The organism is Salmonella sp. SJTUF15581 (genome assembly GCF_043356775.1).
Classification (GTDB): Bacteria; Pseudomonadota; Gammaproteobacteria; order Enterobacterales; family Enterobacteriaceae; genus Salmonella; species Salmonella enterica.
Window position 1 is genome coordinate 543,622 of sequence record NZ_JBEUJY010000002.1, and the last position, 24,671, is coordinate 568,292.

Below are 24,671 nucleotides of genomic sequence, written 5' to 3' on the forward strand. Positions count from 1 at the left end.
GGTAAATCATCCGGCTTCGCTACCCCGCTTTTTCCCGCAGTTGCGATGAGGTCAGAATCGTCACGCCTTCTTGTGCTGGCGCCAGCGCTTCCGCCAGCATGGCCCGCGCCACATCCCGCGCATCAATCGATTTCCAGTTTCCGGGCAGTAGCCGAAATAGCGGAGCGAAAAGCGTTTCATTCACCCGCCGCGTTGTTCTGTCGCCGAGCAGCATAGAAGGCCGGACAATCGTCAAACGAGGCCAATTTTGCGCGATTAACGCCTCCTCCATTTCTCCTTTCACCCGATTGTAGAAAAACGGAGAGTGCGCGTTTGCTCCCATTGCGCTGACCACCACCATGTGCTGCGCGCCCAGTCGACGCCCGGTCAGCGCGGTATCAACCACCAGCGTATAATCCGCATGAATAAACGCCGCTTTACTTCCCGCTTCACGCCGGGTCGTGCCCAGGCAGCAAAAAACAATATCCACCGGGTCGGTCACCTGAGCTAACGCGTCGGTAAGCTGCGGATCGTGAGGGTTATAAACGCCGACAATATCCGTCAGCGGGCGACGCGTCGGCGCGGCGATAGCGCTCACCTGCGGCGTGTTGATTAACATTCTCAGCAGATGTCCGCCGACCAGTCCGGTCGCGCCGGTAATCAGTACCTGACTCATCCTCGCTCCTTTACAGATTTGTCCACCTTGCACTCTCGGCCCTATCGACCAGGCTTAATAGTCTACGAGGTAAGTATCCATCATTGTGGAAAATTTGCCTTACCCGACGCCACCACTGCGGAGGAAACGCATGAGTAAGAAAATTGCCGTTTTGATTACCGATGAATTTGAAGATTCAGAATTTACCTCGCCGGCAGCAGAATTCCGTCAGGCCGGCCATGAGGTCATCACCATCGAAAAAGAGGCGGGTAAAACGGTGAAAGGAAAAAAAGGCGAGGCCAGCGTCACCATTGATAAGGCTATTGATGACGTTCGTCCCGACGAGTTCGACGCCTTGCTATTGCCGGGAGGCCATTCGCCGGACTACCTGCGCGGCGACAGCCGTTTCGTGGATTTTACCCGCGATTTCGTTAACAGCGGTAAACCGGTTTTTGCCATTTGCCACGGCCCGCAGTTGTTGATCAGCGCCGATGTCATTCGTGGCCGCAAACTCACGGCGGTGAAACCGATTATTATCGATGTGAAGAATGCGGGCGCGGAATTTTACGATCAGGAAGTCGTCGTCGATAAAGATCAGCTGGTGACCAGCCGCACGCCTGACGACCTGCCGGCATTTAACCGCGAGGCGCTACGCCTGCTGGGCGCGTGAGTCGCGTAACCAGTGCAGTTTTTTACCAAACCCCAGCGTGTTGTCGGTGAATTTAATTTCATCCAGCCGGATTTCCCATACCGGCGCTGGCAGCACCCTGGCGACCGGGAAGCGACGAAGGTAAGCTTTACGCGCGGCGTCGCTCTCCTGCCCCTCCAGACGGCGAATTTCCCCTTTAAACTGCACGCCGCGAATGCGCGCCACCGTTTTCGGCTGCCCATTGACCGTTCCCGCAACTGGCGCGCACGCGCCGGACATTTGCGCATGGCGGGTTTTATCATCCGTTAACAGATACAGTGCGACGTTTTGCGCATCGAACAAATAAAACGCATTGGCGCACCACAGCTCTCCCTCATGGTGTACGCACCAGGTCACCACGTGTTGTTTCGCCAGCCAACGGCCAATAGCGGTAAGTGTGTCCATCTTTATTCTCGCTTATACTGGGAACCTGAAAATTATCATGCTGATGGCGACAATGACACCCTGGTATCTGTATCTGATTCGTACCGCAGACAATGCGCTTTACACCGGAATAACCACCGATGTGGCGCGTCGTTACAGGCAGCATCAAACGGGAAAAGGCGCAAAAGCATTACGGGGAAAAGGCGAGTTAACGCTGGCGTTTGCGGCGCAGGTCGGCGATCGCTCGCTGGCCCTGCGCATAGAGTATCGCATCAAACAGCTCACAAAGCGCCAGAAGGAGCGCCTTGTGACGGAACGCGAAGCGTTTGAGGCGCTGCTGTCCAGCCTGCAAACGCCGGTGCTTAAAAACGATTGAAGTGGTCGTGATACTCCACCAGCCCCGTCACGCCCTCCAGCGCATCCTCAGCCAAACGGTGTACCTGGAAAGCGCTTTCCGTACCGGGCCAACGGCAGTGAAGATCGTAATGTGCGGCCAGTTCAAAACCGAAGCGGCTATATAACGCCGGATCGCCCAGCGTCACGACCGCCGCGTAGCCGAACTCGTTGAGCGAATCCAGCCCTTCATACACTAACTGGCGCGCCAGCCCTTGCCCGCGATACTTTTCATCGACCGCCAGCGGCGCCATGCCGACCCACTGTAAATCTTCGCCCTGCACATCAACCGGGCTAAAGGCGACATAGCCCACCACCTGACCTTCATCATCCGTGGCCACCAGTCCGAGCGTCAGAAAACCATCTTCACGCAAATCGTGAACCAGCTTCGCTTCCGCATCGCTTTCGAATGAACGGCGTAACAGCGCATCAATACCAGGCGCATCAATGGGAATTTCTACTCGAATTAGCATGGTTCACCTACCGAGGTCTGTTTGGTTTCCGGCGAGTTTTTCATACCCGCCTCAACAAAATCCGCCAGTTGCAGCAGCATAACGCGTAACGCTTTCGGCATCTGCTCCAGTTCGATGGCGTCCATCAGATTCTTCACATACAACCCTAACTCAGTATCGCCTTCAATGACCAGTCGACGCTGGAAAAAGAGCGTATCCGGATCCTGTTTACGGGCGGCGATCATTAGCAGATCGCTGGCGTCGGCGCTAAAACTGACGTCGGCATCCGCCTGCTGGCTAACGATCAGCTTTTCATTTTCAACTGTGGTATACCATTTTAAGTCGATGTCACGAACATGAATGCTTAACCAACGACCTTCGAGGAATTCCAGCTCTCCATCGGCCAGCGCCTGACGAAACTGCCAGCTCAGAACCTGTTCCAGAACCTGGCGCTTTAGCGCAAAGGGCGTCAGTTTAACCGGTACACTCATCAGAGACGGGCCAGCATGGACTAAGCGTGAACGCAGTTTATCTAACACGAGCTTTACTCCCTGTTTCAATAGTCCTGTTATTTTGCCATATCCAATAAATCACATGGCGGCGTAAATCAACAATTGGGTCTGATTTTCTACCCCATTATTGGTGTTACCAATACGCCTTTAACTGCCTTAAATCAAAAATTGTCGCAGCAAGGTTAACTAAAATCCCTGTTCGTTAACAATTTTGCGTCTCAGACGTAACCCTCAGGATAAATTATGGAGCTGCTCTGCCCTGCCGGAAATCTCCCGGCGCTGAAGGCGGCCATCGAAAACGGCGCTGACGCCGTTTATATCGGGTTAAAAGACGATACCAATGCCCGTCATTTTGCCGGCCTTAACTTTACCGAAAAAAAATTGCAGGAAGCGGTGAGTTTTGTTCACCAGCATCGCCGCAAATTACACATCGCCATTAATACTTTTGCGCATCCGGACGGCTATGCCCGCTGGCAGCGCGCCGTGGATATGGCGGCGCAGCTTGGCGCCGACGCACTGATTCTTGCCGACCTCGCTATGCTGGAATATGCCGCAGAGCGTTACCCACATATTGAGCGCCATGTTTCCGTTCAGGCCTCGGCAACCAACGAAGAGGCGATTCGCTTTTATCACCGCAACTTTGATGTCCACCGCGTAGTACTGCCGCGTGTACTGTCGATTCACCAGGTAAAACAACTGGCCCGCGTCACGCCGGTGCCGCTGGAGGTATTCGCGTTTGGCAGCCTGTGCATTATGGCGGAAGGTCGCTGCTATCTTTCTTCCTACCTGACGGGGGAGTCGCCCAATACCGTCGGCGCCTGCTCTCCCGCCCGCTTTGTCCGTTGGCAGCAAACGCCGCAGGGGCTGGAATCGCGCCTGAATGATGTCCTGATTGACCGTTACCAGGATGGCGAAAACGCGGGCTACCCAACGCTGTGTAAAGGCCGCTATTTAGTGGACGGCGAGCGCTACCACGCGCTGGAGGAGCCAACCAGCCTGAACACGCTGGAACTGCTGCCGGAGCTCATGGCGGCGAACATCGCTTCGGTGAAGATCGAAGGTCGCCAGCGCAGCCCGGCCTATGTCAGCCAGGTGGCGAAAGTGTGGCGCCAGGCGATCGATCGCTGCAAAGCCGCCCCGCAAAACTTCGTTCCACAGCGCGACTGGATGGAGACGCTCGGCGCGATGTCCGAAGGCACCCAAACCACGCTTGGCGCATATCACCGTAAATGGCAGTGAGAGGAGCTATGAAATATTCCTTAGGACCGGTGCTTTATTACTGGCCGAAAGAGACGCTGGAAGATTTTTATCAGCAGGCCGCAAAAAGCAGCGCTGACGTCATTTATCTGGGCGAAGCGGTGTGCAGCAAGCGTCGCGCGACTAAAGTCGGCGACTGGCTGGAAATGGCGAAATCCCTCGCCGCCAGCGGTAAGCAGGTGGCGCTCTCCACCCTGGCGCTGGTACAGGCGTCATCTGAATTAAGCGAGCTGAAACGCTATGTGGACAACGGCGATTTTCTGCTGGAAGCCAGCGATCTTGGCGTGGTGAATCTGTGCGCCGAGCGCAAACTGCCGTTTGTCGCTGGCCATGCGCTGAACTGCTACAACGCGGTCACGCTGCGCCGGTTGCTGAAAGAAGGCATGGTACGCTGGTGTATGCCAGTGGAGCTGTCTCGCGACTGGCTGGTGAATTTGCTTAATCAGTGCGATGAACTGGGCATCCGCAATCAGTTTGAAGTGGAAGTGTTGAGCTACGGCCATCTGCCGCTGGCCTACTCCGCTCGCTGCTTTACCGCCCGTTCGGAAGACCGTCCGAAAGATGAGTGCGAAACCTGCTGTATCAAGTATCCAAACGGTCGTGACGTGCTCTCGCAAGAGAATCAGCAGGTGTTTGTGCTTAACGGTATTCAGACCATGAGCGGCTATGTCTATAACCTTGGCAACGAACTGACGTCAATGCAGGGATTGGTCGATATCGTGCGCCTGTCGCCGTTGGGGACGGAGACATTTGCCATGCTTGATGCCTTTCGCGCTAACGAAAACGGCGGCGCACCATTACCGCTTGCCGCGCATAGCGACTGTAACGGCTACTGGAAGCGGCTGGCCGGGCTGGAGCTACAGGCCTAGCCGGATGGCGGCATCAATACCTTATCCGGCCTACAAATAGCGCTCCCGTAGGCCCGATAAGCGCAGCGCTATCGGGCATTGTTTTTGCCGTCAGTCTCATAAAGCTCACTTTGTTAACAACATTCGCTAATCTTTAATGCAGTATTAAAAGATTAACCGGTAACAAAGTGAGCCGTTATGACTGACAAAACTATTCCGTTCTCGGTGCTGGATCTGGCGCCGATCCCTGAAGGTTCTTCGGCAAAAGAAGCCTTCACGCACTCGCTTGATCTCGCACGGCTGGCTGAAAAGCGCGGCTATCACCGCTACTGGCTGGCGGAACATCACAACATGACCGGTATCGCCAGCGCGGCGACCTCGGTATTGATTGGTTATCTGGCGGCCAATACCACAACATTACATCTTGGCTCCGGCGGCGTGATGCTACCTAACCATTCACCGCTGGTGATTGCCGAGCAGTTCGGCACGCTGAATACGCTCTACCCGGGACGTATCGACTTAGGATTGGGACGCGCGCCGGGTAGCGATCAGCCGACGATGCGCGCGCTGCGTCGCCATATGAGCGGCGATATCGATAACTTTCCACGCGATGTCGCAGAGCTGGTGGACTGGTTCGACGCTCGCGATCCTAATCCGCATGTGCGCCCGGTGCCCGGCTACGGCGAGCAGATCCCGGTCTGGCTGTTGGGCTCCAGCCTGTATAGCGCACAACTGGCGGCCCAGCTTGGCCTGCCGTTCGCCTTTGCTTCGCATTTCGCGCCGGATATGTTGTTCCAGGCGCTGCATCTGTACCGTACCCAGTTCAAACCTTCAGCGCGGCTGGAAAAACCGTACGCGATGGTGTGTATCAATATTATCGCCGCCGACAGCAACCGCGACGCCGAATTCCTGTTTACCTCTATGCAGCAGGCTTTTGTGAAGCTACGCCGTGGGGAAACCGGCCAACTGCCGCCGCCGATTGAGAATATGGAGACCTTCTGGTCGCCATCCGAGCAGTATGGCGTGCAACAGGCGCTGAGTATGTCGCTGGTCGGTGATAAAGCGAAAGTCCGCCACGGGCTGGAATCCATCCTGCGGGAGACCCAGGCGGATGAAATTATGGTAAACGGGCAGATTTTCGACCACCAGGCACGCCTGCATTCGTTTGATTTAGCGATGGATGTTAAGGAAGAGTTGTTGGGCTGATTTTATAACGCCGATTTTCAACGGTGATGGTTGGCAATCGGCGATTTTTTTCGAAGTAATCATAGCCGGGCTTCAACATACGCCAGAAATTATATTCCGGCCATGCTTGCGCCTGGCGCATATTTTCGTCATTCATCGTAAATGGGAAGATATGGACAGGCACGCTCTTCTGCCCGCTGTTTAGCGCCTGCGTCACCAGTTGATAAATCTCTTCAATACCGGCATCGGTCATGGCATAGCAACCGGCCGAAACGCAGTTCCCGTGAACCATAATGAAATCACCGGTGTAGCCATTTGCCCGATCGTAAGCATTCGGGTAGCCAATATTAAATGCCAGATGATAGCGGCTGTTTGGGTTAAGCAACCCTTTGTTGGTGGCATAAAAGCCTTCCGGGCTTTTACCGTCTCCCTGTTTATGTTTTGGCCCTAAGCCACCAGACCATGCGCATATAGTCCAGGTTTTGTAGAGTTTGTAAGGCTTGTTATTGGCGCTTGCCCACAGTTCCAGCTTATCTTCCGCTTTCAGAATGCGGATAAATAACTGGTCGCCGGGGTGAATGATTTTTAAAGACGATGCGACAGGTTTTTCCACTGGCAGGTAAACGTCTTCATCGTACGGAGTGAGCCAGAAAAATTTTAAAATAAAAGCGATAAACAGGCTCAATAATACAATAGCGAGTAGTCCTTTACGCCCCATTTTCGTATTCCGCTTATTCTGAACCAGTTCAAGTATATATTTTCCTATGATATGAAATAGAGGAAAGGTCCAGTTCTGTACTTTTATAAAATAGTAATCGTTTTATCATGGCCGAACAGGGATATGAATAAATCGACTTATTACCAGAGAAAATCATCATGAGTGAACCTGCTTCCTTTTTTCTTCATGCACATATTACCGAGAGTAACCTCAAGAAATTTTTCCATTCACCGGCAACAAATATTAAAGACTATGACGACTGGTTGCCATGGTTTACTGAGGAGCAAAGGTTGTACGGCGATCCTGCAAAAATGCTTAACAATCTTGCCACATGTAATTCTGGTGAAAGTGAAAAGAATATTTATGCTGAACATATCAACTTTAATAAAGAAACACAGATAGTCACGATGGATCACATATTTCTCTCAGAGAGCTATGAAACCTTCATGCCACTCATGGCCTGTGTGCGGGGAATCGAGAAATTTATTACGCCAGGGAAAAATAATTTTGCGCTAATTTATTATTACTGGTGGGGTTCGGAGATCGCCATCGCGCTCGAATTTGACGCCAATGGTAGCAGAATAACGGCAAATCCTAAGGCAGAAAATTTAACTATCGCCGATGCTTTTTTCGATGAACACGGGGAAGCACTCGCCGAAGAACTTTATAATAAACAGGGTTTTATTTGATACCATTTCGCGGACTTGTGAAATATTGCCGGATGAAAACAGCTCATCCGGCTCGTTCAATTACTGGTACACCGGCAACAAATTAAAGCTCGATAAAATATGCACCAGTGCGTTCCCGACGCCAAATAGCAGAATCAGTACAATCATCGGTTTACCGCCCCAGACGCGGAATTTCGGGCTACCAAAGCGCTTGCGAGATTTACGCGCCAACAGCGCAGGCACAATGGCCGCCCAGATAGTTGCAGCTAAACCTGCATAACCAATGGCGTACAGAAAACCGTTCGGGTACAGCAGGCCACCAATCATCGGCGGCAGGAAAGTCAGCAGCGCCGTTTTAAAACGCCCCATTGCCGAGTCATCAAAACCAAACAGATCCGCCAGATAGTCAAACAGCCCCAGCGTCACGCCGAGGAAGGAACTGGCGACCGCAAAGTTAGAGAACACCACCAGCAGCAGATCCAGGCTGCGGCTGTTCAGCACGCCGCTCAACGCCTGTACCAGCACATCAATATTGCCGCCTTTCTGCGCAATGCCGATAAATTCCGGACGCGGGATGTTGCCCATCGTCCCCAGCAGCCAGACGGAATAGAGCGCCAGCGCCAGTAACGTCCCATAAATCAGGCATTTGACGATGGTACGCGGATCTTTGCCGTAATATTTCATCAGGCTCGGTACGTTACCGTGATAACCAAAAGAGGCCAGACAAAATGGCAGCGTCATCAGCAGGTACGGCGTATATGACGCGTGGCTTTCAGCCACGTTAAACAACGTGGCAGGCTGAACGTGCCCTAACAGGCTGCCGAAGGTCAGGAAGAAAGTAATCACTTTCGCGCCCAGCACAATCGCCGTCATCCGGCTGACCGCCTTCGTACTCAGCCACACAACAAACGCCACCAGCAGCGCAAAGGCAAAACCTGCCGCTCGCGCCGGAACGTTCAGCGACATCTCAGCAAAGGTATGATGCAGAATTGAGCCGCTCGCCGAGATATAGGCGTAAGTCAGGATGTAGAGCACAAAGGCAATAGAAATGCCGTTGACAATGTTCCAGCCTTTCCCCAACAGATCTTTGGTGATGGTGTCGAAACTCGAACCAATGCGGTAGTTAAGGTTGGCTTCGAGGATCATCAGCCCGGAGTGCAGCATACAAAACCAGGTAAAGACCAGCGCCGCCATCGACCAGAAGAACCACGCCCCGGACATGACCACCGGCAGGGAGAACATCCCCGCGCCAATGATGGTGCCGCCGATAATCACCACGCCGCCAAGCAGCGAAGGTGACGTTTGGGTGGTGGTAAGTGTTGCCATTCAGCTCTCTCTCCAGTCATTTATAATGTGACTATCTCTCAATACGTTGCACTGTACCAGTACACGAGTACAAAAGAAATAAAAAAAGCCCCGATTGTGACGATCGGGGCTGTATATTTTACTTTACGCTGTGAATGCGCAGTTCAGCGAGAGTTACGCATCACCGCCGAAACGACGGCGACCGGTAGAGTCATCACGACGCGGACCACGGCTTTCACGACGTTCGCCGCTGAAGCGACGACCATCACCACGACCACCTTCACGACGTTCGCCGCTGAAATTACGACCGCCTTCACGACGTTCACCACTGAAGCTACGACCACCGCCGCGACGTTCGCCGCCCGCGTGCGGAACCGCATCACCCAACAGCTGCATATTCATCGGCTTGTTCAGAATGCGGGTACGCGTGAAGTGCTGGAGCACTTCGCCCGGCATACCTTTCGGCAGCTCGATGGTGGAGTGAGACGCGAACAGCTTAATGTTACCAATGTAACGGCTGCTGATGTCGCCTTCGTTAGCGATAGCGCCCACGATATGACGAACTTCAACGCCGTCATCACGGCCCACTTCAATGCGGTATAACTGCATATCGCCAACGTCACGACGTTCACGACGCGGACGATCTTCACGGTCGCCACGCGGGCCACGGTCATTACGATCGCGCGGACCACGGTCGTCACGGTCACGGAATTCACGCTTAGGACGCATCGGCGCATCCGGCGGCAGAATCAGCGGACGCTCGCCCTGCGCCATTTTCAGCAGTGCGGCAGCCAGCGTTTCGAGATCCAGCTCTTCACCTTCAGCAGACGGCTGGATTTTCGCCAGCAGCGCACGGTACTGATCCAGATCGCTGCTTTCCAGTTGCTGCTGAACTTTCGCGGCGAATTTTTCCAGACGGCGTTTACCCAGCAGTTCTGCGTTCGGCAGTTCCACTTCCGGAATGGTCAGCTTCATGGTGCGTTCGATGTTGCGCAGCAGACGACGCTCGCGGTTCTCAACGAACAGCAGCGCGCGACCGGCGCGACCCGCACGGCCGGTACGACCGATACGGTGAACGTAGGACTCGGAGTCCATCGGAATATCGTAGTTCACCACCAGGCTGATACGTTCAACGTCCAGACCACGTGCCGCAACGTCGGTAGCGATCAGGATGTCCAGACGACCATCTTTCAGGCGTTCCAGAGTCTGCTCACGCAGCGCCTGGTTCATATCGCCATTCAACGCGGCGCTGTTGTAGCCGCTACGTTCCAGCGCTTCTGCTACTTCCAGGGTCGCGTTTTTGGTACGTACGAAGATAATCGCCGCATCAAAGTCTTCCGCTTCCAGGAAACGCACCAGCGCTTCGTTTTTACGCATACCCCAGACAGTCCAGTAGCTCTGGCTGATGTCAGGACGGGTAGTCACGCTGGACTGAATGCGCACTTCCTGCGGCTCTTTCATAAAGCGGCGGGTAATGCGACGAATCGCTTCCGGCATGGTGGCGGAGAACAGAGCGGTCTGATGACCTTCCGGGATCTGCGCCATAATAGTTTCAACGTCTTCGATGAAGCCCATACGCAGCATTTCGTCGGCTTCATCCAGCACCAGACCACTCAGTTTAGAGAGGTCGAGGGTGCCGCGTTTTAAGTGATCAAGCAGACGTCCCGGCGTACCGACAACGATCTGCGGCCCCTGACGCAGGGCGCGTAACTGCACGTCATAACGCTGACCGCCGTACAGGGCAACCACGTTTACGCCGCGCATGTGTTTAGAGAAATCCGTCATGGCTTCGGCAACCTGTACCGCCAGTTCGCGGGTCGGCGCCAGCACCAGAATCTGAGGTGCCTTCAGCTCAGGATCAAGATTGTTGAGCAGCGGTAAAGAGAACGCTGCGGTTTTGCCGCTACCGGTCTGGGCCATGCCCAGCACGTCGCGACCGCCCAGCAGATGCGGAATGCACTCTGCCTGGATTGGAGATGGTTTTTCGTAACCCAGATCGGTAAGGGCTTCAAGGATAGGAGCCTTCAGCCCCAGATCTGCAAAAGTGGTTTCGAATTCAGCCATGTAGTACGTGTGCCTCAAAATTAATGGCGGCCAGTCTACATAACTCATCATGAAATTGATCTGCAATTTTCATTGAAAAGTGTGAACCGGCTCAAAGTAGGTGTATTAACGAACAACAACGCCCTCACCCGCGAAGGTGATGGCAATCAAAAAGATTACGGGCTGATATGTTCGTCAGCTATTGCTGGTCCGATTCTGCCAGGTCATCTTGGTCCTGGCCCAGGAGCGATAATTCCAACAATGCGTATCGGTGCTCAACAAAGTTATGAACGTTGTTGGCCACCGCCAGTTTGAACAGAGCCGTGGCGCTGTCCAAATCCCCCAGACTTAGGTAATACTTACCTAAATAGAAGTTGGTTTCACTGAGATGCTCAGCGAGCGAGGTGTTATCCGTTGCGTCCGCCTTGAGCCTTTCCATCAACGTTGCTTCGCTAATGTCGCCCAGGTAGAACTCGACAATGTTCCATCCCCATTGCTCTTTATCCGATTTTTCAAAGCGTGCTTTTAACGCTTCTTTCGCCTGCTTCTCATTAAGCTTCTGCTCAACAAGATACAGCCACAGGCTGCGGTAAGGATCATTGGGATCGTCTTGATAAAACGCCAGCAGATCATCTTGCGCTAACTTATCACGGCCGCCGTAATACAATGCGATACCGCGGTTTAAGTGCGCGTAGTTGTAAGTTGGATCAAGCTCTAGTACAGAATCAAACGCTTCATAGGCAGCATCAAAATTGCCTGCCTGCGTTAAATAAATGCCTAAGTAATTGAATACTTCAGGCATATCCGGTCTGATTGCCAGCGCTTGTGAAAAATCATTTCGCGCTAATGCCCTCAAACCAAGACTATCATACAACACTCCGCGCTCATATAAAAGCTGTGCGCGTTCGTCATCGGTTAAAGCCCGACTGGCAAGAATCTGTTCCATACGCGCCAGAATCACTTCCTGCTGTAAAGTCGGTTGCAATGGTACTGCGAGGACTTCACTTTTACGCCAGGCGGAATTACTGCATCCTGCAAGCGTAAGTGCTGTCGCAACGAAACACCAGCGCAAAAAAGGCTTCATTTCCCACTCCCGAAGACAACGATTGAATGAACGTCCTGTTCCCCGGTGGCTCAACAAGGCGTCCAGCCAGGTCTAAAGCCCTCCGCACTGCGGAGGGCAAAAGGCTACCTTACTCGGCCTGTTCGCTCGCCGGAGCTTCCGGCGCAGCCGCAGGTTGAGACTGCTCGGTTGCTTCTTTAATGCTCAGACGTACACGGCCCTGGCGGTCAACTTCCAGAACCTTAACCGGGACTTCCTGACCCATCTGCAGATAGTCGGTCACTTTCTCTACACGCTTATCCGCGATTTGAGAGATGTGAACCAGACCTTCTTTACCGCCACCGATGGCAACAAACGCGCCAAAGTCAACGATACGGGTCACTTTACCATTGTAGATACGGCCGACTTCGATCTCCGCGGTAATCTCTTCGATACGACGGATAGCGTATTTCGCTTTTTCACCGTCGGTCGCCGCGATCTTCACAGTACCGTCATCTTCGATTTCGATGGTGGTGCCGGTCTCTTCAGTCAGCGCGCGGATCACAGAACCGCCTTTACCGATCACGTCTTTGATCTTGTCCGTGCTGATCTTGATGGTATGGATACGCGGCGCAAATTCAGAGATATCGCCGCGCGGCGCGTTGATCGCCTGTTCCATCACGCCCAGGATGTGCAGACGCGCACCTTTCGCCTGGTTCAGCGCAACCTGCATGATCTCTTTGGTGATACCTTCAATTTTGATATCCATCTGCAGCGCAGAGATACCGTCGCGGGAACCCGCCACTTTGAAGTCCATATCGCCCAGGTGATCTTCGTCGCCCAGAATGTCAGACAGTACAACGTAGTTGTCGCCTTCTTTCACCAGACCCATAGCGATACCTGCTACGGCGGCTTTAATTGGCACGCCAGCGTCCATCAGCGCCAGAGAAGCGCCGCACACGGAAGCCATAGAGGAAGAACCGTTGGATTCGGTGATTTCAGACACCACGCGAACGGTGTACGGGAATTTATCCATGTCCGGCATCACTGCCAGCACGCCGCGCTTCGCCAGACGACCGTGACCAATTTCACGACGCTTCGGAGAACCGACCATGCCGGTTTCGCCTACGGAGTACGGAGGGAAGTTGTAGTGGAACAGGAAGCTGTCAGTACGCTCGCCCATCAGTTCATCAAGCACCTGCGCGTCACGGGCAGTACCCAGAGTTGCGGTAACCAGCGCCTGCGTTTCACCACGGGTAAACAGAGCGGAACCGTGAGTACGCGGCAGTACGCCAGTGCGCACGTCCAGACCACGGATCATGTCTTTTTCACGGCCATCAATACGCGGCTCGCCTGCCAGTACGCGGCTACGCACCACGTTTTTCTCGATAGCGTGCAGGATTTCGCCCAGCTCGTTAGCATCCAGAGTTTCATCTTCTGCAATAAGCTGCTCGATGGTTTCGGATTTGATTACGTCAACCTGAGCATAGCGCTCTTGTTTATCGGTGATGCGGTACGCGTCGCTCAGACGAGATTCAGCAAGCGCAGCAACACGCGCGTTCAACGCGTCGTTGACGGCTTCCGGCTGCCAGTCCCAACGCGGTTTACCGGCTTCTTTCACCAGATCGTTGATCGCCTGGATAACAACCTGCTGCTGCTCGTGACCGAATACCACCGCGCCCAGCATAGTGTCTTCGCTCAGCAGTTCAGCTTCGGATTCCACCATCAGCACAGCCGCTTCGGTACCGGCAACCACCAGGTCCAGCTTGCTTTCTTTCAGCTCGTCCTGGGTCGGGTTCAGCACGTACTGGTCATTGATGTAACCTACGCGCGCCGCGCCGATTGGGCCGTTGAACGGAATGCCGGACAGCGACAGCGCAGCGGATGCGCCGATCATGGCAACGATGTCCGGGTTAACCTGCGGGTTAACGGAAACGACGGTCGCGATAACCTGCACTTCGTTAACGAAGCCTTCCGGGAACAGCGGACGAACCGGGCGGTCAATCAGACGCGCGATCAGGGTTTCGCCTTCGCTTGGACGGCCTTCACGACGGAAGAAGCTGCCCGGGATACGACCAGCAGCGTAGGTACGCTCCTGATAGTTAACGGTCAGTGGGAAGAAGTCCTGGCCTGGCTTGGCTTTTTTCTGGCCGACAACGGTAACGAATACGGCGGTGTCATCCATGCTTACCATAACAGCGGCAGTGGCCTGACGCGCCATCATGCCAGTTTCCAGCGTAACGGTATGCTGACCGTACTGGAATTTACGAACGATCGGATTAAGCAAAATAATATCCTTTCCAATTTTTGACGGCATAATACGCGCCGTCGTTAATACCCGATCTTCTGCGCATCCTCGCGACTAATGACAACCCTAACCCTGATATGGGTAAAGCCTCTCATTAGCCGCGCGAACCTCTGCAACGGAAGATCATTCATAGCAACAATACATTAGTTTCCAGCGAATTGCTGCCATCTGCTGGAAAAAAGGGGCCATGAAGGCCCCCTCTTTCTGAAACTCGAAAGAATTAGCGACGCAGACCCAGACGCTCAATCAGCGCGGTGTAGCGTGCAACATCTTTACGTTTCAGGTAGTCGAGCAGTTTACGACGCTGAGAAACCATACGCAGCAGACCACGACGGCTGTGGTGATCTTTTTTATGCTCTGCAAAGTGACCCTGCAGGTGGTTAATCTGTGCAGTCAACAGAGCAACCTGAACATCGGTAGAACCGGTGTCGTTTGCGTCACGACCGAACTCAGAAACGATTTTAGCTGTAGCTTCAGTACTTAGAGACATTTTAAAACTCCAAAGTATTTAAGAATGAGAGGACGCCGATCTCTAATTCAGCGATCCCAGTGTACGCCGCGTAAACTGTTAAATAATTTACGCGACGTTAAGCGGCAGTATTCTACTCGCAGCGCTCTCTTATCGCAAGACGAAGCGACATTACGCCGGGTACTCTACTACCAGCCGACGAGGCGCGACACGGCCTTCGTCGTCAATTTCGCCCATACCGATAAATTTACCGCTCTCACCTTCCGTTACGCGAACCAGCCCTTCCAGCGGCGCGCCCGTGGTACGTACCGGGTTGCCATTTTTGAAGTAAACTGAGGATGTTAACGGAATATTCACAACAGGATAGTCCGAAGCTGGACTGTCCATTGGCATCAGTAATGGATCGAGCATCTGCGCCGCCGGAACGCCCTGCTGCTCCGCCTGTGCTACCAGCGTCTGCAAATGCTCCAGCGTCACCATACGATCCACCGGATACTTGCTGACCGTCAGACGACGCAGGTAGGTTACGTGCGCGCCACAGCCCAGTTTCTCACCTAAATCATCAATAATGGTACGAATATAGGTGCCTTTGGAGCAATGAACTTCCAGCTCCAGCTCGTTACCTTCATGGCGAATAAACAGCAGCTCATAGACAGTAATCGGGCGGGCTTCGCGCGGCACTTCGATACCCTGGCGGGCATATTCGTACAGCTTCTTGCCCTGATACTTCAGCGCCGAATACATCGAGGGAATCTGTTCGATATCCCCACGAAAGGTCTCCAGCGCGCTCGCAAGCTGCTCAGCGCTGAAAGTCACCGGACGCTCCTGCACGATTTGACCATCGGCGTCAGAGGTATCCGTGCGCTGCCCCAGACGGGCAATAACACGATAGCGTTTGTCAGAATCCAGCAGGTACTGCGAAAATTTTGTCGCTTCGCCGAGGCAAATCGGCAACATGCCGGTCGCCAGCGGGTCCAGCGCGCCGGTATGCCCGGCGCGGTTGGCATTGTAGATGCGCTTAACTTTCTGCAGCACGTCATTGCTGGACATACCCTGCGGCTTATCCAGCAGCAGAACGCCGTGAATGTCGCGGCCACGACGACGAGGACGACTCATCAGTCCTCCTTGCTGTCGTCCGGGTTCACACGACGTTCTTCGTCATGTTTCACCACGTTAGTCACCAGGTTGGACATACGCATTCCTTCCACCAGCGAGTTGTCGTAGAAGAAGGTCAGTTCCGGTACGATGCGCAGACGCATCGCTTTACCCAGCAAGCTGCGGATGAAACCAGACGCTTCCTGCAGGGCCTTAATGCCGTTTTTCACAGCCGCTTCGTCCTGATCGTTGAGGAACGTCACGAATACTTTGGCGTATGCCAGATCGCGGGACATTTCAACACCCGATACGGTGGTCATCATACCTACACGTGGATCTTTGATTTCGCGTTGCAGGATGAGCGCGATCTCTTTCTGCATCTCTTGCGCTACGCGCTGAGGGCGACCAAATTCTTTCGCCATAATAAATTCTCCAGAATAAAGACAAAAAAGGGGCCATAAGCCCCTTTTTAAATTTCTTGCCGGGTGGCGCTTCGCTTACCCGGCCTACGCCTAATCATCTTCTAAGGATTTTGGATTGCAACAAGGCGGCAAGCTCGTAAATCCCCGGGAGCATAGATAACTATGTGACCGGGGTGAGCGAGCGCAGCCAACGCCGTTGCGGCCCAAAAGACGACGAAGATTAAGCGATGGTACGTTGGATCTCGATGATTTCGAATACTTCGATCATATCGCCAACGCGAACGTCGTTGTAGTTCTTCACGCCGATACCACATTCCATGCCGTTACGGACTTCGTTAACGTCATCTTTGAAGCGGCGCAGGGATTCCAGCTCGCCTTCATAGATAACCACGTTGTCGCGCAGAACGCGGATTGGGTTATGGCGTTTAATCGTACCTTCGGTAACCATACAGCCCGCGATCGCGCCGAATTTCGGCGATTTGAACACATCGCGCACTTCAGCCAGACCGATGATCTGCTGTTTCAGTTCCGGAGACAGCATGCCGCTCATCGCCGCTTTCACTTCGTCGATCAGGTTATAGATGACGGAGTAGTAACGCAGATCCAGGCTTTCAGATTCGATCACTTTACGCGCAGAGGCATCGGCACGAACGTTGAAGCCCACCAGAATGGCGTTGGACGCCGCAGCCAGGGTCGCGTCGGTTTCGGTGATACCACCTACGCCAGAACCGATGATCTTCACTTTCACTTCGTCGGTAGACAGTTTCAGCAAGGAGTCGGAGATCGCTTCCACAGAACCCTGTACGTCGGCCTTCAGCACGATGTTCACTTCGTGAACTTCGCCTTCGGTCATGTTGGCGAACATGTTCTCGAGTTTAGATTTCTGCTGACGCGCCAGTTTAACTTCACGGAATTTACCCTGACGATACAGAGCAACTTCACGGGCTTTCTTCTCGTCGCGAACGACGGTCACTTCGTCACCCGCAGCCGGAACGCCGGACAGGCCGAGGATTTCCACCGGAATGGACGGACCCGCTTCCAGCACTTCCTGACCCAGTTCGTTACGCATCGCACGCACGCGGCCGTATTCGAAGCCACACAGCACGATATCGCCCTTATGCAGCGTACCTTCGCGTACCAGAACGGTAGCCACCGGACCACGACCTTTATCCAGGAAGGATTCGATCACCGCGCCGCTCGCCATACCTTTGCGTACCGCTTTCAGTTCCAGAACTTCGGCCTGCAGCAGGATAGCATCAAGCAGTTCGTCAATACCGGTGCCCGCTTTCGCAGACACGTGAACGAACTGGCTTTCACCGCCCCACTCTTCCGGCAGAATGCCGTACTGGGACAGTTCGTTCTTAACGCGATCCGGATCGGCTTCCGGCTTATCGATTTTGTTCACCGCAACCACGACCGGCACACCTGCCGCTTTCGCGTGCTGGATAGCTTCGATAGTCTGCGGCATCACGCCGTCGTCTGCCGCTACCACCAGAACCACGATATCCGTTGCCTGGGCGCCGCGAGCACGCATAGAAGTAAACGCGGCGTGACCCGGGGTATCCAGGAAGGTGATCATCCCGTTGTCAGTTTCAACGTGGTAAGCACCGATGTGCTGGGTAATGCCGCCCGCTTCGCCAGAGGCTACTTTCGTGGAACGAATGTAGTCCAGCAGAGAGGTTTTACCGTGGTCAACGTGGCCCATGATGGTCACAACCGGTGCGCGCGGTTCAGCCGCAGCGCCGGTATCACGGTCGCTCATTACCGCTTCTTCCAGTTCGTTTTCACGACGCAGGATAACTTTGTGGCCCATCTCTTCGGCAACCAGCTGTGCGGTTTCCTGGTCGATGACCTGGTTGATGGTGGCCATGGCGCCCAGCTTCATCATCGCTTTGATGACCTGAGAGCCTTTCACCGCCATCTTGTTCGCCAGTTCGCCAACGGTGATGGTTTCACCGATCACCACGTCGCGGTTAACGGCCTGAGCGGGCTTCTGGAAGCCTTGCTGTAAAGAAGACCCTTTACGCTTGCCGCCTTTACCGCCGCGAACCGCAGCACGCGCTTCTTCGCGATCGGCTTTGGATTCGGCATGTTTGCCTTTTTTCGCCGGACGCGCCGCTTTTGCATTACGGCCACGACCACGACCGCCTTCTACTTCACGATCGTTTTCGTCTTCGGCCTGGCGCGCGTGCTGAGAAGTGGTGACATGATAGTCACTGGTGTCTTCTACTGGCTCAGGCGTTGCGGTCCATTTGTTTTCTTCCGCCATGCGGCGAGCTTCTTCTGCTACACGACGCGCTTCTTCTTCGAGTTTGCGACGTGCTTCTTCTTCCGCTTTACGCTTCAGCTCTGCAGCTTCATTCTCACGGCGGGCTTTTTCGGCCTGGGCGGTTTTGGTCATATCGTCAGTCTGTTGATTGCTCACTTTGTCTTTTTCCGCAGCTTCACGTTTCGCTTTTTCAGCGGCTTCACGCTTAGCTTGTTCTGCGGCCTCGCGTTCAGCTTTTTGTTGCGCCTCGCGTTTGGCCTGTTCTTCTGCCTCACGACGGGCTTGCTCTTCCGCTTCACGCTGCGCCTGCTCTTCCGCGGCCAGGCGTTCAGCCTCTTGCGGATCGCGTTTCACAAAGGTGCGCTTCTTGCGGACTTCGATTTGTACCGATTTACTTTTTCCACCGGTACCAGGAATATTCAGGGTGCTGCGCGTTTTACGCTGCAGCGTCAGTTTATCGGGACCAGAAACCGCTTCGCGGTTCAGGTGCGCCAGTAAAGTCTGTTTTTCTTGTGCGGACACAGAGTCGTCAGCAGATTTCCGGATACCTGCATCAGCAAACTGCTGTACCAGGCGATCCACGGAAACCTGTCTCTCTGCGGCCAGCGCTTTTAGGGTTACATCTGTCATGCTGTTCCTTCCTGCTACAGTTTATTACGCTTCGTCGCCGAACCAGCAAATATTACGGGCAGCCATAATCAGCTCACCGGCTTTTTCGTCGGTCAACCCTTCGATATCAGCCAGATCATCAATGCCCTGGTCGGCGAGATCTTCCAGCGTACAAACACCACGAGCCGCCAGTTTGAAAGCCATATCGCGATCTAATCCTTCCAGATTCAGCAGATCGTCAGCCGGTTTGTTATCACCGAGGCTTGCTTCCTGGTCCTGCGCCAGAGTGGCCAGTGCGTTTTTAGCACGCTCGCGCAGTGCTTCAACGGTCGGCTCATCAAGGCCGTCAATTTCCAGCAGTTCTTTCATTGGCACATAGGCCAGTTCTTCGAGCGTGGAGAAACCTTCTTCTACCAGAACGGTCGCGAACTCTTCATCAATATCAAGATATTTAGTAAAGATCTCGATAGCGGCATGTGCTTCAGCCTGATGTTTAGCCTGCAAGTCATCAACGGTCATTACGTTGAGTTCCCAGCCGCTCAATTGCGAAGCCAGGCGGACGTTCTGACCATTACGTCCGATCGCCTGCGCCAGATTACCGGCTTCAACGGCGATATCCATGGTATGTTTATCTTCGTCCACCACGATAGACGCGACGTCTGCCGGCGCCATCGCATTAATGACGAACTGCGCCGGGTTATCATCCCACAGCACGATATCGATACGCTCACCGCCCAGTTCGGTAGAGACCGCCTGAACGCGCGCGCCGCGCATCCCCACGCAAGCGCCGACCGGATCGATACGTTTATCGTTGGTTTTCACTGCGATTTTCGCACGAGAGCCCGGATCGCGAGCCGCCGCTTTAATTTCAATCACTTCTTCGCCGATTTCCGGCACTTCGATGCGGAACAGTTCGATCAGCATTTCCGGCTTGGAACGGGTGACGAACAGCTGCGCGCCACGCGCTTCCGGGCGAACAGCATACAGCACGCCGCGAATACGGTCGCCAGGGCGGAAGTTTTCGCGCGGCAGCATATCTTCACGCAGAATCACCGCTTCAGCGTTACCGGCCATCCCTTCGGATTTAATTTCCAGAGAGATATTGTCGCGGTTCACTTTCTTCACCACGCCAGTGACGATTTCGCCTTCCTGGTCGCGGAACTGATCGACAACCATCGCGCGTTCAGCTTCACGGACCTTCTGTACGATAACCTGTTTCGCAGTCTGCGTGGTGATACGGTCAAAGGTGACAGATTCAATCTGATCTTCAACATAGTCGCCGACATTCAGGCTTTCGTCTTCAAAACGCGCCGCTTCCAGCGTAATTTCCTTCGTCGGCATGGTCACTTCTTCAACGATCAACCAACGGCGGAAAGTATCAAAATCACCGCTTTTACGATCGATTTCTACACGAACATCGATCTCCTGCTCATATTTTTTCTTTGTTGCTGTCGCCAGCGCACTTTCCAGCGCTTCAAAAATTTTTTCGCGTGGCAGCGCTTTTTCGTTGGAGACGGCTTCAACAACAGCCAAAATTTCTTTGTTCATCGCGGGCTTTTCACCTCATCCAGACTGTTAAAAGTGGGGAACCAGGTTCGCCTTCTGGATATTACTCAGCGCGAACACTTCATCTTTGCCTTCGACTGTGACGGTAATCATTTCACCGTCCACCGCTTTGATAATGCCCTGCCACTTGCGACGGTTCTGTACCGCCATGCGAAGAACCAGCGCGACTTCTTCACCCTGGAAACGCGCATAATGATCGGCAGTGAACATAGGACGGTCGAGACCCGGTGACGAGACTTCAAGGTTGTAAGCCACGGAGATAGGATCTTCAACGTCCAGCACCGCGCTTACCTGGTGGCTCACATCAGCACAATCATCAACATTGATGCCATCTTCACTATCAATATAGATGCGCAGTGTGGATGTGCGACCGCGAATAAATTCGATGCCGACCAGCTCGTAGCCTAAGGCTTCAACTGGCGCTGTAATCATCTCTGTTAATTTTTGCTCTAATGTGGACAAGCCCACCCCCAAGACATAAAAAAAGGGCCTAAAGCCCAGTTATTCTGTAGTCAGATAACAAAAAACCCCGATAAATCGGGGCTTTAGATAACTGAACCCTATAACCGCAACGGCGGTCTGGTGTACCTTCCGAAAGAATTTTTTTCAAATCCAGCTACGAAGGACATAATCTTCACAGTATATTTGAAAAAGAACTCTAAGGGAAAGTGGTTGCGGGGGCCGGATTTGAACCGACGACCTTCGGGTTATGAGCCCGACGAGCTACCAGGCTGCTCCACCCCGCGCCTGAAACGTGGCAAATTCTACTCGTTTTGGGCAAAATTTGCAAATACTGCTGGGATTTGGTACCGAGGACGGGACGTAAAATCTGCGCACAGTATAGTGACCAGGCATGAGTTATGTCAACCCTATTCCCAATATGCAGATGAATGAATATCACTCTTCGTTATACTCATCCCATCTCTCCGGCTTATGCACGCATTTCACAACGTTATTTCAGTAAACCTTCACTAAACGCTTCCTGTATCTGCTAAAAGATGATTAAATGAAAACTCATTTATTTTGCATAAAAATGCACTAAAGCAGAAACCGATCTCATTATCAGTCAATCAAGCAGGGTTCTATTCTATGACGACGATTCTTAAGCATCTTCCAGCAGGTCAACGTATTGGTATCGCTTTTTCCGGCGGTCTGGACACCAGCGCCGCACTGCTGTGGATGCGACAAAAAGGAGCTGTCCCATATGCCTATACTGCGAATCTGGGACAACCGGATGAGGATGACTATGACGCCATTCCTCGTCGCGCAATGGAGTATGGCGCAGAGAATGCTCGCCTGATTGATTGCCGCAAGCAGTTGGTTGCAGAAGGGATCGCAGCGATTCAGTGCGGCGCTTTCCATAATACGACTGGCGGACTGACCTATTTCAATACCACGCCGCTGGGCCGTGCCGTGACCGGCACGATGCTGGTCGCCGCGATGAAAGAAGACGGCGTGAATATCTGGGGCGACGGCAGCACCTATAAAGGCAACGATATTGAACGTTTCTATCGTTACGGCTTGCTGACCAACGCCGAGCTGCAGATTTACAAACCGTGGCTGGATACCGACTTTATCGATGAGCTGGGCGGCCGTCATGAGATGTCTGAATTTATGATTGCCTGCGGTTTCGACTATAAGATGTCAGTCGAAAAAGCCTACTCCACCGACTCCAACATGCTCGGCGCCACGCATGAAGCGAAAGATCTGGAGTTTCTTAACTCCAGCGTCAAGATCGTCAACCCGATTATGGGCGTGAAGTTCTGGGACGAGAGCGTGAAGATCCCGGCAGAAGTTGTGACCGTCCGCTTCGAGCAGGGTCACCCTGTTGCCCTGAACGGTAAAACCTTCAGCGATGATGTTGAGATGATGCTGGAAGCGAACCGCATCGGCGGCCGTCACGGCTTGGGTATGAGCGACCAAATTGAAAACCGCATCATTGAAGCAAAAAGCCGCGGTATTTATGAAGCCCCCGGAATGGCACTGCTGCACATCGCTTACGAGCGTCTGTTGACCGGTATTCACAACGAAGACACCATTGAACAGTATCATTCACATGGTCGTCAACTGGGTAAACTGCTGTATCAGGGCCGCTGGTTCGACTCTCAGGCGCTGATGCTGCGTGACGGCCTGCAACGTTGGGTCGCCAGCCAGATTACCGGTGAAGTGACGCTGGAACTGCGTCGCGGCAACGACTACTCCATCCTGAACACCGTGTCCGACAATCTGACCTATAAGGCTGAGCGTCTGACCATGGAGAAAGGCGAGTCCGTATTCTCACCGGACGATCGTATTGGCCAGTTGACCATGCGTAATCTGGACATTACCGATACCCGCGAGAAACTGTTCGGCTACGCGAAAGCGGGTCTGTTAACCGCCTCTTCCGCGACCGGTCTGCCGCAGGTTGAGAATCTGGAAAACAAAGGCAAATAAGCCCGCATCGTTGATGCAACAGGCCGCGAAAGCGGCCTTTTTTATGAACATCACCCCAGGTTGATGCAAATGGCTGATTTGCCGGTTAATCTAACTGGACAACATTTCGCACCCTGTCAAAGCATTGTGCAGCCATGTCTTTTTCAGTCATCATTATATAGTCAATGCCCCCGCCAAAATCCGGCCCAGCGACAGCCAGTAATGCTGTTGTAGAATGAATTTCTTCATCCCAGCTAAAAAGCTGTCGCCACCTTGTATCATTTTGATTCAGTTCATCTTCCACACTACGTTGGAGAGGAATTGTCCACCCTCCCAGAAGATCGCCGGAATAGCAGGCATTAACTCGATACGGGTTATCTTGTTCGTAATCACTTAACGCGTCATACCATGATTCATACGCTTTCTGCTGCGTAACGCTTAGCCCCTCGCAGACTGACGGAACACTGATAACGGAAAGAGGTTCCAGGCACTCAACCTGTGTACACAATTGCCATGGTTCACGAAATTCAATCTTATTGTAAAAAGCCAGCAAGTCATCTGGCACAGCTAGCGTGCTTAATGTATCTACCTCAACATCGTGCCAGAAAACAAAGGGCTGCCGATCTTCCCAGGTAACATCGACAAAGAAGCTCAATAACCCCCGCCTGGGAAGCAGTGGATCAAACCCCGGGAGTAACGCCAGGTCACTCAAATTTAGTTGGGCAACGAAAGCAAGCGGAAAATCAACCAACTGATTCTCTATGCGGATGTCAGTTTCGGTTAATAACCGTTGCTGCACTGACCGATACTTCTCCTCATCAAAATCTTCCGCTGGCTGCCCAAGCAGCTTACGCCCTTCATTGAGCAGCTCATAACTCATTTTCATTTCATGAACAAACATGGCATTTCGCGTTTTTTCAGCTTTCAGCTTTAGCACGCGAGATGTGGCATTAACCGATTTTTTTCGTATAGGCCAGTTTTGTCCTAATGGCCAGTCGGGTAGACCGCCCAACCGCGATACCCCCACCTTTACTGTTTCCATATCCCGCAGACAACGTTTAAATGCAATAGCAGCACGTGCCTGTTGCACGACTTTCTCCTGAATAGCAGAGCTCAAATTGGATGTGCGCAATTCGGCAATCAATCCAGCACGATCGAAAAATAAACTCATTAATCTCTTCCTTAGATATTCGGCTCAGTGCAAAGGAAGATTAGATAAAACTACTTGAGAAAAAGATATGGAGGGGGATAACAGATACAAGCATTTCAGATTATAACTGAACAACTACCGTCTTCAATGAACGAAGATGATCTCGTAATCGGTGGAGTGAACCTGACGCAGGGAGATCACCAGAGAGGACATACATGAGTATGTATGGAGGGCTATCTCAA

At 53.1% G+C, this 24,671-nt stretch carries 24 protein-coding genes and 1 tRNA gene; 7 read left to right on the top strand and 18 right to left on the bottom strand.

Annotated features, from left to right (window positions below):
- Positions 1 to 19 precede the first annotated feature (19 nt).
- Positions 20 to 655, bottom strand: a complete 636-nt coding sequence (locus ABVN36_RS06135) for an NAD(P)H-binding protein (RefSeq protein ID WP_020899280.1) — start codon at positions 653 to 655, stop codon at positions 20 to 22.
- Between the two features lie 130 nt (positions 656 to 785).
- On the opposite strand from ABVN36_RS06135, the gene yhbO reads away from it, so the two are divergent.
- Positions 786 to 1,304: a protein/nucleic acid deglycase gene (gene yhbO, locus ABVN36_RS06140; protein WP_000037599.1), complete on the top strand. Its 519-nt coding sequence runs from the start codon at positions 786 to 788 to the stop codon at positions 1,302 to 1,304.
- On the opposite strand, the gene ABVN36_RS06145 is transcribed toward yhbO, so the two are convergent.
- Positions 1,284 to 1,727 carry a YhbP family protein gene (locus ABVN36_RS06145; protein ID WP_000380404.1) on the bottom strand — a complete coding sequence of 148 codons (444 nt, stop codon included), beginning with the start codon at positions 1,725 to 1,727 and terminating at the stop codon, positions 1,284 to 1,286. The two genes, yhbO and ABVN36_RS06145, sit on opposite strands and share 21 nt — an antisense overlap.
- A 37-nt stretch (positions 1,728 to 1,764) precedes the next feature.
- Between ABVN36_RS06145 and ABVN36_RS06150 the strand changes: the two genes are divergently transcribed.
- Positions 1,765 to 2,082 (top strand): GIY-YIG nuclease family protein, encoded by a 318-nt coding sequence (locus tag ABVN36_RS06150; RefSeq protein WP_000928379.1) that lies wholly within the window; start codon positions 1,765 to 1,767, stop codon positions 2,080 to 2,082.
- Here the strand turns inward: ABVN36_RS06150 and ABVN36_RS06155 are convergent.
- Both ABVN36_RS06155 and ABVN36_RS06160 read right to left on the bottom strand, forming a co-directional pair.
- A complete protein-coding gene (locus ABVN36_RS06155; protein WP_000908562.1) occupies positions 2,069 to 2,572 on the bottom strand; it encodes a GNAT family N-acetyltransferase in 504 nt (167 codons plus the stop codon). The genes ABVN36_RS06150 and ABVN36_RS06155 overlap by 14 nt on opposite strands.
- Positions 2,566 to 3,090 carry an SCP2 domain-containing protein gene (locus tag ABVN36_RS06160; RefSeq protein WP_000884721.1) on the bottom strand — a complete coding sequence of 175 codons (525 nt, stop codon included), beginning with the start codon at positions 3,088 to 3,090 and terminating at the stop codon, positions 2,566 to 2,568. The genes ABVN36_RS06155 and ABVN36_RS06160 overlap by 7 nt, the downstream gene beginning before the upstream one ends.
- A 216-nt stretch (positions 3,091 to 3,306) precedes the next feature.
- Here ABVN36_RS06160 and ABVN36_RS06165 point away from each other — a divergent pair, with 216 nt between their 5' ends.
- The 3 genes from ABVN36_RS06165 to ABVN36_RS06175 all read left to right on the top strand — a co-directional run bounded on the left by ABVN36_RS06165 (position 3,307) and on the right by ABVN36_RS06175 (position 6,374).
- On the top strand, positions 3,307 to 4,302 hold the full coding sequence (locus tag ABVN36_RS06165; protein ID WP_000421309.1) for a peptidase U32 family protein: 996 nt from the start codon (positions 3,307 to 3,309) through the stop codon (positions 4,300 to 4,302).
- Positions 4,293 to 5,189 (top strand): U32 family peptidase, encoded by an 897-nt coding sequence (locus tag ABVN36_RS06170; RefSeq protein ID WP_001540959.1) that lies wholly within the window; start codon positions 4,293 to 4,295, stop codon positions 5,187 to 5,189. Before ABVN36_RS06165 ends, ABVN36_RS06170 begins: the two co-directional genes overlap by 10 nt.
- Before the next feature lie 177 nt (positions 5,190 to 5,366).
- Positions 5,367 to 6,374: an LLM class flavin-dependent oxidoreductase gene (locus tag ABVN36_RS06175; RefSeq protein ID WP_000130438.1), complete on the top strand. Its 1,008-nt coding sequence runs from the start codon at positions 5,367 to 5,369 to the stop codon at positions 6,372 to 6,374.
- On the opposite strand, the gene ABVN36_RS06180 is transcribed toward ABVN36_RS06175, so the two are convergent.
- Positions 6,352 to 7,071 carry a murein L,D-transpeptidase family protein gene (locus tag ABVN36_RS06180; protein WP_023138263.1) on the bottom strand — a complete coding sequence of 240 codons (720 nt, stop codon included), beginning with the start codon at positions 7,069 to 7,071 and terminating at the stop codon, positions 6,352 to 6,354. The two genes, ABVN36_RS06175 and ABVN36_RS06180, sit on opposite strands and share 23 nt — an antisense overlap.
- 158 nt (positions 7,072 to 7,229) lie before the next feature.
- Between ABVN36_RS06180 and ABVN36_RS06185 the strand changes: the two genes are divergently transcribed.
- The gene (locus ABVN36_RS06185; protein WP_023138264.1) at positions 7,230 to 7,760 is read left to right on the top strand and encodes a hypothetical protein; all 531 of its coding nucleotides are present in this window, start codon (positions 7,230 to 7,232) and stop codon (positions 7,758 to 7,760) included.
- A 60-nt stretch (positions 7,761 to 7,820) separates the two neighbouring features.
- On the opposite strand, the gene mtr is transcribed toward ABVN36_RS06185, so the two are convergent.
- From mtr to ABVN36_RS06245, 12 genes are all read right to left on the bottom strand, one after another.
- On the bottom strand, positions 7,821 to 9,065 hold the full coding sequence (gene mtr / locus ABVN36_RS06190) for a tryptophan permease (protein WP_023138265.1): 1,245 nt from the start codon (positions 9,063 to 9,065) through the stop codon (positions 7,821 to 7,823).
- 153 nt (positions 9,066 to 9,218) lie between these two features.
- A complete protein-coding gene (gene deaD, locus ABVN36_RS06195; protein WP_000807244.1) occupies positions 9,219 to 11,108 on the bottom strand; it encodes an ATP-dependent RNA helicase DeaD in 1,890 nt (629 codons plus the stop codon).
- Positions 11,101 to 11,181 carry a protein YrbN gene (yrbN, locus tag ABVN36_RS06200; protein ID WP_010723222.1) on the bottom strand — a complete coding sequence of 27 codons (81 nt, stop codon included), beginning with the start codon at positions 11,179 to 11,181 and terminating at the stop codon, positions 11,101 to 11,103. The genes deaD and yrbN overlap by 8 nt, the downstream gene beginning before the upstream one ends.
- A 105-nt stretch (positions 11,182 to 11,286) precedes the next feature.
- On the bottom strand, positions 11,287 to 12,171 hold the full coding sequence (gene nlpI / locus ABVN36_RS06205) for a lipoprotein NlpI (protein ID WP_000802069.1): 885 nt from the start codon (positions 12,169 to 12,171) through the stop codon (positions 11,287 to 11,289).
- A gap of 109 nt (positions 12,172 to 12,280) precedes the next feature.
- Positions 12,281 to 14,416, bottom strand: coding sequence for a polyribonucleotide nucleotidyltransferase (pnp, locus tag ABVN36_RS06210; protein ID WP_001670767.1), 2,136 nt, complete (start codon positions 14,414 to 14,416; stop codon positions 12,281 to 12,283).
- A gap of 241 nt (positions 14,417 to 14,657) precedes the next feature.
- A complete protein-coding gene (gene rpsO, locus ABVN36_RS06215) occupies positions 14,658 to 14,927 on the bottom strand; it encodes a 30S ribosomal protein S15 (RefSeq protein ID WP_000059465.1) in 270 nt (89 codons plus the stop codon).
- Positions 14,928 to 15,077: 150 nt separating this feature from the next.
- The gene (truB, locus tag ABVN36_RS06220) at positions 15,078 to 16,022 is read right to left on the bottom strand and encodes a tRNA pseudouridine(55) synthase TruB (protein WP_023138266.1); all 945 of its coding nucleotides are present in this window, start codon (positions 16,020 to 16,022) and stop codon (positions 15,078 to 15,080) included.
- On the bottom strand, positions 16,022 to 16,423 hold the full coding sequence (gene rbfA / locus ABVN36_RS06225; RefSeq protein WP_001040208.1) for a 30S ribosome-binding factor RbfA: 402 nt from the start codon (positions 16,421 to 16,423) through the stop codon (positions 16,022 to 16,024). The genes truB and rbfA overlap by 1 nt, the downstream gene beginning before the upstream one ends.
- A gap of 220 nt (positions 16,424 to 16,643) precedes the next feature.
- Positions 16,644 to 19,322 (bottom strand): translation initiation factor IF-2, encoded by a 2,679-nt coding sequence (gene infB / locus ABVN36_RS06230; protein WP_000133064.1) that lies wholly within the window; start codon positions 19,320 to 19,322, stop codon positions 16,644 to 16,646.
- Positions 19,323 to 19,346: 24 nt separating this feature from the next.
- Positions 19,347 to 20,849: a transcription termination factor NusA gene (gene nusA, locus ABVN36_RS06235; protein WP_001031038.1), complete on the bottom strand. Its 1,503-nt coding sequence runs from the start codon at positions 20,847 to 20,849 to the stop codon at positions 19,347 to 19,349.
- A 27-nt stretch (positions 20,850 to 20,876) separates the two neighbouring features.
- A complete protein-coding gene (gene rimP, locus ABVN36_RS06240; protein WP_000105461.1) occupies positions 20,877 to 21,329 on the bottom strand; it encodes a ribosome maturation factor RimP in 453 nt (150 codons plus the stop codon).
- 207 nt (positions 21,330 to 21,536) lie between these two features.
- Positions 21,537 to 21,613, bottom strand: a tRNA-Met gene (locus tag ABVN36_RS06245).
- A 343-nt stretch (positions 21,614 to 21,956) separates the two neighbouring features.
- Between ABVN36_RS06245 and argG the strand changes: the two genes are divergently transcribed.
- Positions 21,957 to 23,300 (top strand): argininosuccinate synthase, encoded by a 1,344-nt coding sequence (argG, locus tag ABVN36_RS06250; RefSeq protein WP_000207654.1) that lies wholly within the window; start codon positions 21,957 to 21,959, stop codon positions 23,298 to 23,300.
- Between the two features lie 85 nt (positions 23,301 to 23,385).
- Here the strand turns inward: argG and ABVN36_RS06255 are convergent, their stop codons facing one another.
- Positions 23,386 to 24,450: a YwqG family protein gene (locus tag ABVN36_RS06255; RefSeq protein ID WP_023138267.1), complete on the bottom strand. Its 1,065-nt coding sequence runs from the start codon at positions 24,448 to 24,450 to the stop codon at positions 23,386 to 23,388.
- Positions 24,451 to 24,671: the final 221 nt, after the last annotated feature.

Bases quoted from the DNA above. Each gene is read 5' to 3' on its own strand.
- ABVN36_RS06165 (WP_000421309.1), top strand. From the start codon at position 3,307: ATGGAGCTGCTCTGCCCTGCCGGAAATCTCCCGGCGCTGAAGGCGGCC.
- mtr (WP_023138265.1), bottom strand. From the start codon at position 9,065: ATGGCAACACTTACCACCACCCAAACGTCACCTTCGCTGCTTGGCGGC.
- nlpI (WP_000802069.1), bottom strand. From the start codon at position 12,171: ATGAAGCCTTTTTTGCGCTGGTGTTTCGTTGCGACAGCACTTACGCTT.
- ABVN36_RS06150 (WP_000928379.1), top strand. From the start codon at position 1,765: ATGCTGATGGCGACAATGACACCCTGGTATCTGTATCTGATTCGTACC.
- argG (WP_000207654.1), top strand. From the start codon at position 21,957: ATGACGACGATTCTTAAGCATCTTCCAGCAGGTCAACGTATTGGTATC.
- nusA (WP_001031038.1), bottom strand. From the start codon at position 20,849: ATGAACAAAGAAATTTTGGCTGTTGTTGAAGCCGTCTCCAACGAAAAA.
- truB (WP_023138266.1), bottom strand. From the start codon at position 16,022: ATGAGTCGTCCTCGTCGTCGTGGCCGCGACATTCACGGCGTTCTGCTG.
- ABVN36_RS06255 (WP_023138267.1), bottom strand. From the start codon at position 24,450: ATGAGTTTATTTTTCGATCGTGCTGGATTGATTGCCGAATTGCGCACA.
- ABVN36_RS06135 (WP_020899280.1), bottom strand. From the start codon at position 655: ATGAGTCAGGTACTGATTACCGGCGCGACCGGACTGGTCGGCGGACAT.
- ABVN36_RS06155 (WP_000908562.1), bottom strand. From the start codon at position 2,572: ATGCTAATTCGAGTAGAAATTCCCATTGATGCGCCTGGTATTGATGCG.
- ABVN36_RS06170 (WP_001540959.1), top strand. From the start codon at position 4,293: ATGGCAGTGAGAGGAGCTATGAAATATTCCTTAGGACCGGTGCTTTAT.
- yrbN (WP_010723222.1), bottom strand. From the start codon at position 11,181: ATGAAAATTGCAGATCAATTTCATGATGAGTTATGTAGACTGGCCGCC.
- ABVN36_RS06175 (WP_000130438.1), top strand. From the start codon at position 5,367: ATGACTGACAAAACTATTCCGTTCTCGGTGCTGGATCTGGCGCCGATC.
- yhbO (WP_000037599.1), top strand. From the start codon at position 786: ATGAGTAAGAAAATTGCCGTTTTGATTACCGATGAATTTGAAGATTCA.
- ABVN36_RS06185 (WP_023138264.1), top strand. From the start codon at position 7,230: ATGAGTGAACCTGCTTCCTTTTTTCTTCATGCACATATTACCGAGAGT.
- ABVN36_RS06180 (WP_023138263.1), bottom strand. From the start codon at position 7,071: ATGGGGCGTAAAGGACTACTCGCTATTGTATTATTGAGCCTGTTTATC.
- deaD (WP_000807244.1), bottom strand. From the start codon at position 11,108: ATGGCTGAATTCGAAACCACTTTTGCAGATCTGGGGCTGAAGGCTCCT.
- infB (WP_000133064.1), bottom strand. From the start codon at position 19,322: ATGACAGATGTAACCCTAAAAGCGCTGGCCGCAGAGAGACAGGTTTCC.
- rbfA (WP_001040208.1), bottom strand. From the start codon at position 16,423: ATGGCGAAAGAATTTGGTCGCCCTCAGCGCGTAGCGCAAGAGATGCAG.
- ABVN36_RS06145 (WP_000380404.1), bottom strand. From the start codon at position 1,727: ATGGACACACTTACCGCTATTGGCCGTTGGCTGGCGAAACAACACGTG.
- rpsO (WP_000059465.1), bottom strand. From the start codon at position 14,927: ATGTCTCTAAGTACTGAAGCTACAGCTAAAATCGTTTCTGAGTTCGGT.